At 62.7% G+C, this 11,866-nt stretch carries 12 protein-coding genes; 6 read left to right on the top strand and 6 right to left on the bottom strand.

Going from position 1 to position 11,866, the window contains the following annotated elements; translation table 11 throughout:
- Positions 1-132: 132 nt before the first annotated feature.
- Positions 133-1,194, bottom strand: coding sequence for a histidinol-phosphate transaminase (gene hisC, locus LLY24_RS17415; RefSeq protein WP_259037576.1), 1,062 nt, complete (start codon positions 1,192-1,194; stop codon positions 133-135).
- A gap of 197 nt (positions 1,195-1,391) precedes the next feature.
- Here hisC and LLY24_RS17410 point away from each other — a divergent pair, with 197 nt between their 5' ends.
- From LLY24_RS17410 to selD, 3 genes are all read left to right on the top strand, one after another.
- Positions 1,392-1,844 carry a copper resistance protein NlpE gene (locus tag LLY24_RS17410; RefSeq protein ID WP_259037575.1) on the top strand — a complete coding sequence of 151 codons (453 nt, stop codon included), beginning with the start codon at positions 1,392-1,394 and terminating at the stop codon, positions 1,842-1,844.
- 153 nt (positions 1,845-1,997) lie between these two features.
- Positions 1,998-3,368 carry a DNA repair protein RadA gene (gene radA, locus LLY24_RS17405; protein WP_259037574.1) on the top strand — a complete coding sequence of 457 codons (1,371 nt, stop codon included), beginning with the start codon at positions 1,998-2,000 and terminating at the stop codon, positions 3,366-3,368.
- Between the two features lie 105 nt (positions 3,369-3,473).
- Positions 3,474-4,511, top strand: coding sequence for a selenide, water dikinase SelD (gene selD / locus LLY24_RS17400; RefSeq protein ID WP_259037573.1), 1,038 nt, complete (start codon positions 3,474-3,476; stop codon positions 4,509-4,511).
- 13 nt (positions 4,512-4,524) lie between these two features.
- On the opposite strand, the gene LLY24_RS17395 is transcribed toward selD, so the two are convergent.
- A complete protein-coding gene (locus tag LLY24_RS17395; RefSeq protein ID WP_259037572.1) occupies positions 4,525-5,217 on the bottom strand; it encodes a type 1 glutamine amidotransferase in 693 nt (230 codons plus the stop codon).
- A gap of 116 nt (positions 5,218-5,333) precedes the next feature.
- On the opposite strand from LLY24_RS17395, the gene LLY24_RS17390 reads away from it, so the two are divergent.
- Positions 5,334-5,933: a YjaG family protein gene (locus LLY24_RS17390; protein ID WP_259037571.1), complete on the top strand. Its 600-nt coding sequence runs from the start codon at positions 5,334-5,336 to the stop codon at positions 5,931-5,933.
- An 89-nt stretch (positions 5,934-6,022) separates the two neighbouring features.
- Here LLY24_RS17390 and hisF read toward each other — a convergent pair whose 3' ends face one another.
- From hisF to hisB, 4 genes are read right to left on the bottom strand one after another with little or no spacing between them, the layout of a single operon-like run.
- A complete protein-coding gene (hisF, locus tag LLY24_RS17385; protein WP_259037570.1) occupies positions 6,023-6,796 on the bottom strand; it encodes an imidazole glycerol phosphate synthase subunit HisF in 774 nt (257 codons plus the stop codon).
- A complete protein-coding gene (gene hisA, locus LLY24_RS17380; protein ID WP_259037569.1) occupies positions 6,793-7,539 on the bottom strand; it encodes a 1-(5-phosphoribosyl)-5-[(5-phosphoribosylamino)methylideneamino]imidazole-4-carboxamide isomerase in 747 nt (248 codons plus the stop codon). The genes hisF and hisA overlap by 4 nt, the downstream gene beginning before the upstream one ends.
- 38 nt (positions 7,540-7,577) lie before the next feature.
- Positions 7,578-8,216, bottom strand: a complete 639-nt coding sequence (gene hisH / locus LLY24_RS17375) for an imidazole glycerol phosphate synthase subunit HisH (protein ID WP_259037568.1) — start codon at positions 8,214-8,216, stop codon at positions 7,578-7,580.
- A 40-nt stretch (positions 8,217-8,256) separates the two neighbouring features.
- A complete protein-coding gene (hisB, locus tag LLY24_RS17370) occupies positions 8,257-8,850 on the bottom strand; it encodes an imidazoleglycerol-phosphate dehydratase HisB (RefSeq protein ID WP_259037567.1) in 594 nt (197 codons plus the stop codon).
- 165 nt (positions 8,851-9,015) lie between these two features.
- Between hisB and LLY24_RS17365 the strand changes: the two genes are divergently transcribed.
- Together LLY24_RS17365 and LLY24_RS17360 are read left to right on the top strand one after the other, a co-directional pair.
- Positions 9,016-9,501 carry an acetyl-CoA sensor PanZ family protein gene (locus tag LLY24_RS17365; RefSeq protein WP_259037566.1) on the top strand — a complete coding sequence of 162 codons (486 nt, stop codon included), beginning with the start codon at positions 9,016-9,018 and terminating at the stop codon, positions 9,499-9,501.
- Positions 9,501-11,840, top strand: a complete 2,340-nt coding sequence (locus LLY24_RS17360; RefSeq protein WP_259037565.1) for an AsmA family protein — start codon at positions 9,501-9,503, stop codon at positions 11,838-11,840. The genes LLY24_RS17365 and LLY24_RS17360 overlap by 1 nt, the downstream gene beginning before the upstream one ends.
- Positions 11,841-11,866: the final 26 nt, after the last annotated feature.

Genomic DNA, 11,866 nt, shown 5'->3' with positions numbered 1-11,866 from the left:
TAGAAAACCCCGAGTACTCTGTGCTCGGGGTTTTTGCTGTGGGCGGAATAAAAGCACGAAGAGAAATACGCGAAGCAAACAGGATATGAAAAAACCGGCCGAGGCCGGTTTTTTGGGTGATACATGGCAGCGCTAGCGACAGATGACGTCGAGGGCTTCGATCAAGCTCTCCATCTCGTCATCGGTGCCGATGGAGATGCGCAGGAAGTTGCCAAGTTCAGGCGTATCGAAGTGGCGCACGAGAATGCCTCGCTCACGTAGGGCAAAGAAGATCTCGCCGCCTGAGAGCCGATCGTGCTGGGCGAAGAGGAAGTTGGCCTGCGAGGGCAGCACGTCGAAGTCGAGCGCCTCCAAACGCTGCCGGGTGCGCTCACGGGTAGTGATCACGCGCTCGCGGCAGGCCTCGAAGTACTCCTTGTCGGTGAGTGCTGCACAGCCCACCAGGCTTGCCAGGCTATCCACCGGATAGGAGTTGAACGAATCCTTGACCCGCTGCAGGCCTTCGATCAGCTCGGCGGCGCCCAGCGCATAGCCTAAACGTAACCCAGCGAGGCTGCGCGATTTGGAGAAAGTGCCCGTTACCAGCAAGTTGGGGTAGCGCTCGATCAGCGCCACGGCGCTCTCAGCGCCGAAATCGACATAGGCTTCATCGATCAGTACGACCCGGTCGGTCACGCGTTGGAGCAGTTGCTCGATAGCGGCGAGTGAGTGCGCATGCCCAGTAGGCGCGTTGGGGTTGGCGAAGATCACGCCGCTACGCTCGCTGTGGTGCGCTAGCGCGTCGAGATCGATCTCCCAGCGGGCATTGAGCGGATGGCGGCGCAACGTAATGCCATACAGCTTGGCATAGACCGGGTAGAAGCTATAGGTGATCTCGGGAACGTCTAGCGGCTCGCCGTGACAGAAGAAGGCCTGAAAGGCGAATGCCAGTACTTCGTCCGAACCGTTTCCAGCAAAAACCTGCTCCGGGCGTATGCCAAAGGTCTCGGCTAGGGTTTCACGCAGCTTGAGCGAGGTGGGGTCGGGGTAGAGACGTAGATGGTCGGTGGCGTAATCGCGCAGCGCCTGACCGACGCCGGGAGCCGGCGGGTAGGGATTTTCGTTGGTATTGAGTTTGATCAACCGCTGACGCGGCTGCTCGCCGGGGACATAAGGCGTGAGGTGCCTGACCGCCGGGCTCCAGTATTGGCTCATGGACGCTACCTGATTATGCTTGGTAATGGGCAATCATGGTCGCTTGTGGGCGATGCGAGCGCAAGTCTTCTGCGCCATCGTTCAGGCATCCATCCGAGAAGATGAAAACCCGGGGTGGGCGTTGCACCTTGAAGCCGTTATGCTGTCTCATGTCCGCGTGAAAAATTGTAATGTCCTATAGGATAAGGAGAGACCCTATGCAACTCAGGAGTTTGCTAGCCGGTTCGGCTATGTTGGCACTGCTGGCTGGCTGTGCATCTGGCGGCCCTGCCGATCAGAGCCCAGGCGAAGGCATCACCGCCTCGCAGCAGGAGTATCAGGGCACGCTGCCTTGCCGCAACTGTGACGGCATCGATCTGGACGTTACTCTGCAGGGCGATGAGATGGGCGCACCCGAGCAGCGTACCTTCACTCTGGATGCGACCTACCGCAACCACCCCCAGACGCCCCCGGACGAAAACTACGCCGGTAATTGGGAAGTGCTGACCGGTACGCCCTCGGATCCCGATGCTACCGTTTACGAACTGACCCCGAATGGCGAAGGGCAGATCTACTACTTCCAGCGCATCAATGATCGCACCCTCGAACTGATCGACCCTGAGCGTCGTCGCTTCGAAAACGGCGAAATGCTGCAGCTCCAGCGCCGTTAAACGCTCGAGCTGTTAGCGAAAGGCGGCTTCGAGCCGCCTTTCGTGTCTCTATGGATCGTCCTTTGAGTGGTCCCCCGGCTTCCGATAGATCCTATCTGACAAACCCTGTCTAATAGACCCCATTCCATAGAACTCATAAAGGAGAGCCCGGGCGTGGCAAAAGCCAAAAGTGCGTTCGTCTGTACCGAGTGCGGGGCGGAGTACCGCAAGTGGCAGGGGCAGTGCTCTAGCTGCCACGAGTGGAACACTATCAGTGAAATTCGCCTGGCGAGTGCGCGCCCGGGGGCCGCTAGCCCCAGCGGCCGCGCAGGTTACGCCGGTGAGCTTTCGCGCGAAGTCATCGATCTTGGCAACGTCGATCTGAGCGAAGTGCCGCGCCTCTCCTCGACCTTCGGTGAGTTCGATCGCGTGCTGGGCGGTGGCTTGGTCCCGGGCTCGGCAGTGCTGCTAGGCGGTCATCCAGGCGCTGGTAAATCGACGTTGCTGTTGCAAACCGCCTGTAAGCTGGCTCAGGAGCGGCGCGTTCTCTACGTGACCGGCGAGGAGTCGCTTTCCCAGGTCGCCATGCGTGCGCATCGTCTGCAGTTGCCTACCCAAGGGCTCAAGATGCTTGCCGAGACCAGCATCGAGACTATCCTGGCCGTGGCTGAACGCGAGAAGCCCGAAATTCTGGTCATCGACTCGATCCAGACCATGCATCTCGAAGACGTAAGCTCAGCCCCAGGCGGCGTGGCTCAGGTGCGCGAGTCGGCCGCAGCCTTGACTCGCTTTGCCAAACAGAGCAACACCGTACTGCTGCTGGTGGGCCATGTCACCAAAGATGGCACTCTGGCCGGGCCCAAAGTACTCGAACACATGATCGATGCATCGCTGCTGCTCGAAGGCGGCGCCGACTCGCGCTTTCGTACCCTGCGCGGACAGAAGAACCGCTTTGGCGCAGTGAACGAACTCGGCGTCTTCGCCATGCTCGAGCAGGGCCTCAAGGAAGTGAAGAACCCCAGTGCCATCTTTCTCTCCCGCCAGGAAGAACAGGCGCCAGGGAGCCTGGTCATGGTGGTGTGGGAGGGCACACGGCCGATCCTCGTCGAAGTACAGGCCTTGGTCGATGAGTCGGCGCTAGGGAACCCGCGCCGTGTGGCCGTGGGCCTTGACCAAAACCGTCTGGCCATGCTGCTGGCGGTGCTCAACCGCCACGGCGGTCTCTTCACCGGCGACCAGGATGTCTTCATCAACGTCGTCGGTGGCGTCAAGGTGCTGGAGACCAGCGCCGATCTCGCCGTGCTACTGGCTATCGTGTCGAGCCTGCAAAATCGCGCTCTTCCCAAGGAGCTCGTGGTGTTCGGCGAGGTAGGGCTTTCCGGCGAGATTCGTCCGGTGCCCAGCGGTCAGGAGCGTATCAGCGAAGCGGCCAAACACGGCTTTCAGCGCGCCATCGTGCCGCGCGCCAATGCGCCCAAGCAGATGCCCAAGGGGATGGAGGTCGTTGCCGTGGACAAACTCAGCGACGCTCTCGAAGCGCTGTGATACTCAGACGATGGACGTCTATGCTGAAAAGGATCCGTGTTCTAACGTAGGTACGAGTGCCTCAACGTAGGCAGGAGCACGTAAAGCGTCGACAAGGAGTAACGCATGAGCATGATCCGCCTGACCCAATACAGCCATGGTGCTGGCTGCGGCTGCAAGATCGCCCCGGACGTTCTCGATGGCATTCTCGCCAAAGCAGGGCCCGCCGCCGGGCACAAGCAGCTCATCGTTGGCAACCAGGGGCGCGAAGACGCCGCCGTATACGATCTTGGTGACGGTCGCGGAATGATCGCTACCACCGACTTCTTCATGCCCATCGTCGATGACCCCTTCGATTTTGGCCGTATTGCCGCGGCCAATGCCATCAGTGATGTCTACGCCATGGGCGGTACGCCGATCATGGCCTTGAGCATACTCGGCTGGCCGTTGGACAAGCTCTCCCCAGACGTGGCTGGTGACGTCGTGGCCGGGGCGCAGGCGCTTTGCCGCGAGTTGGGTATCGCTCTCGCCGGCGGCCACTCCATCGACGCCCCCGAGCCGATCTTTGGCCTTGCCGTCAACGGCTTGGTCGAGCTCGATCACCTCAAACTCAATAGCCAAGCCAAACCGGGGGACCTGCTGTTTTTGACCAAGCCCTTGGGCATAGGCCTTCTGACCACGGCCGAGAAGCGCGGCCTGCTCGAACCCGGTCACCACGGCGTGGCGCGCGAGATCATGGTCAAACCCAACCGCATTGGGACTGCGCTGGCTAAGGTCAAAGGGCTCAACGCCATGACCGACGTCACCGGCTTTGGCTTGGCTGGCCACTTGAGCGAGATGTGCAGCGCCAGTGGAGTAAAAGCGCAAATCGACTTTCGCCGTCTCCCTCGGCTGCGCGACGCCGAAAGCTATCGCCGCCAGGGCGCCGTTCCCGGCGGCACGCAGCGCAACCGCGACGCCCTGGGCGCCACTTTTCCGGCGATGGACGAGGCGCACTGGCAGTGGCTGTGTGATCCGCAAACGTCTGGCGGATTACTGCTCAGCGTCGACCCGGCCTGGGAGGACGATGTCGAACGCATCGGCCGCGAACATGGCATCGAACTCACCCCCTTTGGCGTCATGAAGGTCCAAGAAGGCAGCGCTCTGATCGAGGTCATCGAGTGATCTCAGCTCGGGTCTAGCCCGCGCTTCGCAGCCACTGGGTCAAGAGGCGGTCGAGCAGTGGCGCCTGATGAGCAAAGCGCGCGGCGTCGGCGAGGATCTCCTCGTCGCTGTGTATGAAGCGCCCACGCCCCGCTTCGATGGCGGCGGGTGCATCCTCGGCGAGAAGCGCGCGGGCCGAGCCCGGCGTGGCGTGCAACTGGCACAAAAGCCCAATGACGCGACAGCCATCCCAGCTAAAACCTGCCAGCGGCGAGGCTTCGCTGCCGCCCAGGGGCAGGGCATCGTCGGGTAGACTGAACACCAGACGGTGGCACATGAGCGCCTCGAAGCGCTCGGGAAGATCCAGCGGGCTCTCGGGCGCCTTGGTCAGCGTTTGCCAGCCGCGCTCGGCGAAGGTGCCGGGGGCCACGATGGCGCCGAGTGCCGCAGCAATACGGTGAGCCCCCAACCCAATGCCGAGAAGCGGCTTTTCCCCGTCGAGCAGACGCTGGATCAGCTTGTTCTCGGCGCGCTGCCAGCTAGGCGGATCGCTTACCAGCGCCTCATTGCCGTCGAGAACGATCAGCGCGTCGCAGTCGCCGGGGCGGGGCACCAGTTCGCCCTGGTCGAGATGAAAGATGGTGAAACTATGTCCCATACTGGAGAGCCAGTCCGTCAGGCGGGCGGGGACATGCGCGGGGCCGTGCTGTAGCAGATGAATATGCATGGTAATCTCCTTGCCGGCCTCTTAAGGCAGCGCCCCTTGGCGCTGCAGACACATACGACACATGACGATAACGTAAGCCGTTTCGAACACCAATATCCGCCGACCAGGTATCCCACATGGCGTCCAAACCGCTAGGTTTCTATCAGCGACTGCAACAGCTTTCTCTGCCTGCCCAGCAGGCCTTCATGGCCGCGCTCTGCGAGCGTTTGCTGCCCAACTACGTGCTCTACGAGCAAACCGCAGGGCAGGGCGATAGCCACACGCTGCGGACAGTCCTTAGCTTGGTGTGGGAGCGCTTGAGCGTGCCCTCCGCCAGTATCGATTTCGCCCGCCAGGCCGAAAAGCTCGCCGACTGCGAGCCGCCGCCCGAGGACGATAGCTTCGGCGCCCGTCGCGCGCTGGACGCCGTGGTCTCGATCTCGGCGCTGCTCGACACCCTGCAGGGCGAGTCACCCGAAGCGGTACTCGATGTCAGCCGCACCTCACGCGCGGGCGTGCGTGCCTTCATCGAGCTCACCGAAGGCGAGGAAGACGCCCAGAAGCTTGCGCTGTTGATTCGGGATCACCCGCTAATGGCCGACGAGAACGACTTTCAAGATGCCGTTCTGGATGAGGTCAGCGATGCGCGTCTCGACGTCGCCGCGCTCAAGGCGTTGCGCCAGCTGGGGCGCAACGGCGGGGTCAGCAACCTTGGGCTGAGCCTCGACGACGACTAGAGCGGTCGGGACGATTAGCTAGATAGACGAAGGCCGGGCATTGCCCGGCCTTCGTACGTAGTGGCGTATAGCGCGATAAGCCGAGCGGCTTACAGGCGCATCTCGACGCCGCGTTCGGCCATGTAACGCTTGGCCTCGGGAATGGTGTACTCACCGAAATGGAAGATGCTGGCGGCCAGTACGGCATCGGCGCGCCCGTCGCGAACGCCTTCGACCAGGTGGTCGAGATTGCCCACGCCGCCTGAGGCGATGACTGGGACGCTCACCGCATCCGAGATCGCCCGGGTAACGCCGACATCGAAGCCGCTTTTAGTGCCATCGCGGTCCATGCTGGTGAGCAGCAGCTCACCGGCGCCGAATTCGACCATCTTCTTCGCCCACTCCACGGCGTCCAGCCCGGTGGCGCGGCGCCCGCCGTGGGTGAAAATCTCCCAGCGCGGCGTTTCATTCTCGCCCGAGACGCGTTTGGCGTCGATCGCCACCACGATGCACTGGCTGCCGAAACGATCAGCGGCTTCGCGAACGAACTCGGGGTTGGTGACCGCGGCGGTATTGATCGATACCTTGTCGGCGCCGGCGTTGAGCATGGTGCGAATGTCTTCGCAGCGGCGAATGCCACCGCCGACGGTCAACGGGATGAATACCTCACCGGCGATCCGCTCGACCATCTCCACCGTGGTATCGCGGTCTTCGTGGCTGGCGGTGATGTCGAGAAAGGTGATCTCGTCGGCGCCCTGCTGATTGTAGCGCTGGGCGATTTCGACCGGATCACCGGCGTCGCGAATGCCGAGGAAGTTGACCCCTTTGACCACGCGCCCAGCATCGACGTCGAGGCAGGGAATGATGCGCTTGGCCAGGCTCACGGCGTGCCTCCCGTTAGCGAGTCGCTTAGCCGCTGCGCCTCGGCGACGTCGAGGCTGCCCTCGTAGATGGCGCGCCCGGTGATCGCCCCGAGAATGCCGCTATCCGCCACGTCGCAGAGCGCTTGAATGTCGTCGAGGTTGGTCACCCCGCCCGAGGCGATGACCGGAAGCCCGCCCTGACGCGCAAGTTCGGCGGTCGCCTCGACGTTGACGCCCTGCATCATGCCGTCGCGGGCGATATCGGTGTAGACGATGCTCGAGACGCCGTCATCGGCGAAGCGCTTGGCAAGCTCGGTGGCTTTCACGCTTGAGACTTCGGCCCAGCCGTCGGTGGCGACAAAGCCATCTTTGGCATCGAGGCCGACGATCACGTGGCCGGGAAACGCACGGCACATCTCGGTGACGAAGTCCGGCTCCTTGACCGCCTTGGTGCCGATGATGACGTAGCGCACCCCGGCTGCAAGGTAGTGCTCGATGGTCGCCGCGCTGCGGATGCCGCCGCCGATCTGGATGGGCAGCTCCGGGTAGGCGCGGGCGATGGCGGTTACGGCATCGCCGTTGACCGGCTTGCCTTCGAAGGCACCGTTAAGATCGACCAAGTGCAAACGGCGCGCGCCAGCCTCGACCCAGCGCGCGGCCATGGCGACCGGGTCGTCGCCGTAGGAGGTCGCATCGTCCATGCGGCCTTGCTTCAAACGGACGCACTGACCGTCCTTGAGATCAATCGCGGGAATTACCAACATAATCAAACCTCTCGCAGGGTGGCTTTCTCAAGCGCTTGTCAGGGCGTCCAGGTGACGAAGTTTTCCAGCAGGCGCAGGCCCGCACGCGCGCTCTTTTCCGGATGGAACTGCACGGCGAAGGTTGCATCGCGGCCGACGGCAACGTGGGCGTCGATATGTCCGTAGCGGGTGGTGCCGAACACGTGCGCGGGCTCGCGCGCGTGAACGAAGTAGCTATGGACGAAATAGAAGTGCTCGTTGTCGTCGATTCCCTGCCATAGCGGGTGCTCGCACTGCGCCACCACGTTCCAACCCATGTGCGGCACCTTCAAGCGCTGGCCTTTGGCATCTTGCATGTCGCCGGGAAAGCGGTCGACGCTGCCGGGCAGAAAGCCCAAACACTCTACGCCGCCATTCTCTTCGCTGCGTTCGAGCAGCATCTGTTGGCCGACACAAATACCCAGCAGCGGCTTGTCCTGGCGCTCCAGTACGTCATCCACCAAGCCGCGCAGCTCGGCACGCTCGAGTTCGCCCATGCAGTCGCGAATGGCGCCTTGGCCGGGTAGCACCAGGCGCGTGGCGCCAAGAATCCGGCGCGGGTCGCGGGTAATGACGACGTTTTCGTGGGTGACGTGTTCCAGGGCCTTGGCAACCGAGTGCAGGTTGCCCATTCCGTAATCGATAACAGCAATGGTCATGCTTCGCTCCTCTTCCCGCGTCGATCGTAACGGTCAGCGCTTAGAGGCTGCCCTTGGTGGACGGCATTTGCCCGGCCATGCGTGGATCTTCGCTAACGGCCATGCGCAGCGCGCGACCGAAGGCCTTGAAGATGGTTTCGGCCTGATGGTGGGCGTTGTCGCCCTTCAGGTTGTCGATGTGCAGTGACACCCGGGCATGATTGACGAAGCCGTTGAAAAATTCAGAGATGAGCTGGGTGTCGAGCGCGCCGATCATTTCGCGGGTAAAGTCGACGTTCATATAAAGCCCGGGGCGGCCGGAGAAATCGATCACAACCCGTGAGAGCGCCTCGTCCAGCGGTACGTAAGCGTGGCCGTAGCGGTAGATGCCGCGCTTGTCACCGATCGCCTTGTCGAACGCCTGCCCCAAGGTGATGCCTACGTCTTCGACCGTATGGTGCGCATCGATATGCAGGTCGCCGTGGGCGTCGATGTCGAGATCGATCAGGCCATGGCGCGCCACTTGGTCGAGCATGTGATCGAAAAAGGGGACGCCGGTTTGGCACGTCAGGCGGCCTTCGCCGTCGAGATTGACGCTGACGCTGATCTGCGTTTCGTTGGTGTCACGGCTGACCGTGGCAATACGCGCTGACATCTTGCATCTCCTGCGCTTGGGCGCACATGGTAGGAAGGGTCGCTACGGGATCGATACCGCCTCGCGAGCAGACAAAGCGACCATTATAGAGAATCGGTGCCCCCATCCGCTACAATGCGCGTCAGGAGCCTCTTTATTACGCCAGCGCTGGCTGAGGACACGAATATGCCCGTCACACTGCAGACCGTAGATCAGGCGCGCTGGGATGCCTGTGAGCAGGAGCGCGTTGACCTGCTGCGTATCTACGCCGATGCGCCGGAAGAGCGGATGCGCGTCGACTCGCCCGAAGCTTTCATCCTTCAGCACCTGGAGGCTCGCCATTTCTTTGCCTGCGCGCGGTTCAACGACCGCTTGCTCGGCGCGGTGGCCATCGAGGTGGCCGCCGACGGTGCATGGTGGCTGTCGCAGCTTTGCGTGCATAAGAGCACCCGGCGCCGAGGCGTGGGCTCGCGGCTAATCGCGCTGATGGGCGAGCTTGCCAGCGAGCAGGGGCGGGTACTGCGCATCGCCACGGCGGTGCTGCCGCTCCCGGATCGCATACTGCTTTCCAAACTGGGCTATCGCCCGGTGTCACTCCCACCGCCTGGCGATGCAACCGCCGCGAGGCACGGTGAATTCGTTGAATTGAACCCGCAAGGAAAAGGGGAATAATGAAGCAGTTATTGCGAATCCTGCTGGCGGCCGTCGGCATCGTGGCGATCATCGGTGTCGCTGCCGTGGTGTACGTTACCACCTTTCTCGATCCCGAGGACTTCAAACCGCGCCTGATCGAGGTGGTCGAAGAGCAGACGGGGCTCAATCTCGCCCTCGATGGCCCCATTACTTGGTCGTTCTACCCGCGCATTGGCGTTGGCGTCTCGCAGGCGCGCGCCTGGCTGCCCGAGCAGACCGAGGAGCAGACGCCCTTCGTCGCCATCGACAAGGCCGAGGTCAGCGTCGCCTTCGCACCCCTTCTGCGCGGTGAGATCGCCGTGGACGGCCTGACGCTGGATGGCGTGCGCCTCAATTTAGAGCGCGACGCCGAAGGCCAAGGCAACTGGACATCGCTCACCGAGCGCTTGGCCGAGCAGGGCGATGAAGCCGAAGCGGCGCTGGCGCCAGCAAGCGCCGGCCCTCACGTGGATGCGGGGAATCTGTCGGTGGTGCTCAACATCGCCAGCGTCGACGTGCGCAATACCGATATCCGCTTTCGCGACGCGCTGGAGAACGCTTTCTGGCACGTCAAACAGCTCAATTTGAGCGGCAGCAACGTCAATGCCGTGCGCGCCTTCCCGCTCAAGGTGATGTTCACCGTCGACAAGCACAACCAGCTAAGCGCCGAGGCGCTGGAGCGAACCCCCGACGTTACCAGCGAGATCAATCTCGATACGCGCATGCGCCTGGGGTTGAGCGAGCATCGCTTTACCCTGGAAAACACCAACCTGGTCACGCGCACGCAGCTGGCCGGTAGCGACGCGCCGCAGCAGTTGACCTTCAAGGCCGGGGAGCTGATCGCGCGGCTGGGCGAGCAGCAGTTGACCATCAACGATGGCGTGCTCGAAGCGGGACTGCGCCACCCAGAGAACTGGCAGGGTAGCCTAGCGCTGAGCCTAGCTTTCGCGCTCGAGGGCGATCTCGAAGCTGGTACCGCACAGCTGCGTAATCTGCAGCTCACCGGCCCCGATAATCTGCGCCTGAGCGGCCATCTCAATCTCGACCAGCTGACAAGCGCCCCCCACTATAGTGGCCAGGTCACCGCAGCGCCTTTCAACATGCGTCCGTGGCTTTCGCGCCTGGGCGCCGAGCTCAAGACCGCCAACGAGGCAGCGCTGAGTGACGTGGCGCTGACCAGCCCCCTCGAGGGCGATCTCGAGCGCCTGGCGCTGCCGAGTCTGTCACTGGTCGTGGATGATAGTACCTTTACCGGCGCGCTCGATTTCCGCTTTGACGGCGACGCCCTCAACTTTGACCTGGAGGGCGATAGTCTCGATCTGGATCGCTATCTGCCTGGGCGTGAAACCTCGCAGCAGGCGAGCCGGACGGGCTTGCTGCGCAAGGCCTTCGCGCAAAACGCCAGCGAGAACGAGCTGCTGCCCCAAGCCTGGCTGTCGCGCGCGCAGATCAATGGGGATCTTGCCATCGTCTCCCTGGTGCTTGGCGGGCTCGACTTCGACTCGGCCAGAATGTCGCTGCGGGGCGAGGAGGGCATACAGCGTCTGAGCGCTTTCGAAGCGGGCTTCTACGAGGGCGATATCAGCGCGACTGGTGCCATCGACGCGCGCGAAAACGTTCTCGACTGGCAGCTCACGCCGAGTATCGAGCGCGTTCAGATCGCCCCACTCTTGGAGGCGATCAGCGGCGATACCGCGCCTCTGCGCGGGCGCTTCAACATGTCAGGGGAGCTTGCCAGCCAAGGCAATACCCGCAGCGCACTGCTGGGTAACCTCAATGGTGAGCTCGATGCGCGAGTCAACGATGGCGCCATTTTCGATATTAACGTTTCGCGCGAGATGTGCGAGATCGTCGCCCAGCTCGAAGGCGAGGAGGTACGCCGCGATTGGCACACCGATACGCGTTTCGAGCGCTTCGACGCCACCTTCGCCATTCGTAACGGCGTGATGACCAGCGACGACCTGACCATTGCGCTACCCGGTATAGAAGTGGCGGGCGGCGGTGAGTTCGATCTCAATCAGATGATCTTCGATACCCGCGCCAGCGCCCGCGTAGTGGATACAGCCGATGCCGCCTGCGCCGTCAATCCACGTCTGGAGCAGCTGCCCTTGCCGGTACGCTGCGAGGGAGCAGTAAGCGCGGCGCGCGATCAGTGGTGCCACTTCGATCGCGAGGCGTTTCAATCCTCGCTGGTGGGACTATTGCGCAGCGAAGCGGGCAGCCGCGCCGGGGAGGCGCTGGACGAGCAGTTGGGTGGCGCGCTCGATCGTCTCGACGAGCACCTGGGCGAAGGCGTAGGGCAGGAACTTCGCGACGGCATCCAGCGTCTATTCGATTGAGCATCCTTACGAGTCAGTCTCTGCGC

This window comes from Halomonas dongshanensis (assembly GCF_024790395.1).
Taxonomy (GTDB): Bacteria; Pseudomonadota; Gammaproteobacteria; order Pseudomonadales; family Halomonadaceae; genus Vreelandella; species Vreelandella dongshanensis.
The sequence above is the reverse complement of the archived record's forward strand: the minus strand, read 5'-3'. Positions and strand labels throughout refer to the sequence as shown.

What these genes read in the sequence shown, in the direction of transcription:
- hisC (WP_259037576.1), bottom strand. Translation starts at nt 1,194, where the DNA reads ATGAGCCAATACTGGAGCCCGGCGGTCAGGCACCTCACGCCTTATGTC.
- LLY24_RS17410 (WP_259037575.1), top strand. Translation starts at nt 1,392, where the DNA reads ATGCAACTCAGGAGTTTGCTAGCCGGTTCGGCTATGTTGGCACTGCTG.
- selD (WP_259037573.1), top strand. Translation starts at nt 3,474, where the DNA reads ATGAGCATGATCCGCCTGACCCAATACAGCCATGGTGCTGGCTGCGGC.
- LLY24_RS17395 (WP_259037572.1), bottom strand. Translation starts at nt 5,217, where the DNA reads ATGCATATTCATCTGCTACAGCACGGCCCCGCGCATGTCCCCGCCCGC.
- LLY24_RS17390 (WP_259037571.1), top strand. Translation starts at nt 5,334, where the DNA reads ATGGCGTCCAAACCGCTAGGTTTCTATCAGCGACTGCAACAGCTTTCT.
- hisA (WP_259037569.1), bottom strand. Translation starts at nt 7,539, where the DNA reads ATGTTGGTAATTCCCGCGATTGATCTCAAGGACGGTCAGTGCGTCCGT.
- hisH (WP_259037568.1), bottom strand. Translation starts at nt 8,216, where the DNA reads ATGACCATTGCTGTTATCGATTACGGAATGGGCAACCTGCACTCGGTT.
- hisB (WP_259037567.1), bottom strand. Translation starts at nt 8,850, where the DNA reads ATGTCAGCGCGTATTGCCACGGTCAGCCGTGACACCAACGAAACGCAG.
- LLY24_RS17365 (WP_259037566.1), top strand. Translation starts at nt 9,016, where the DNA reads ATGCCCGTCACACTGCAGACCGTAGATCAGGCGCGCTGGGATGCCTGT.
- LLY24_RS17360 (WP_259037565.1), top strand. Translation starts at nt 9,501, where the DNA reads ATGAAGCAGTTATTGCGAATCCTGCTGGCGGCCGTCGGCATCGTGGCG.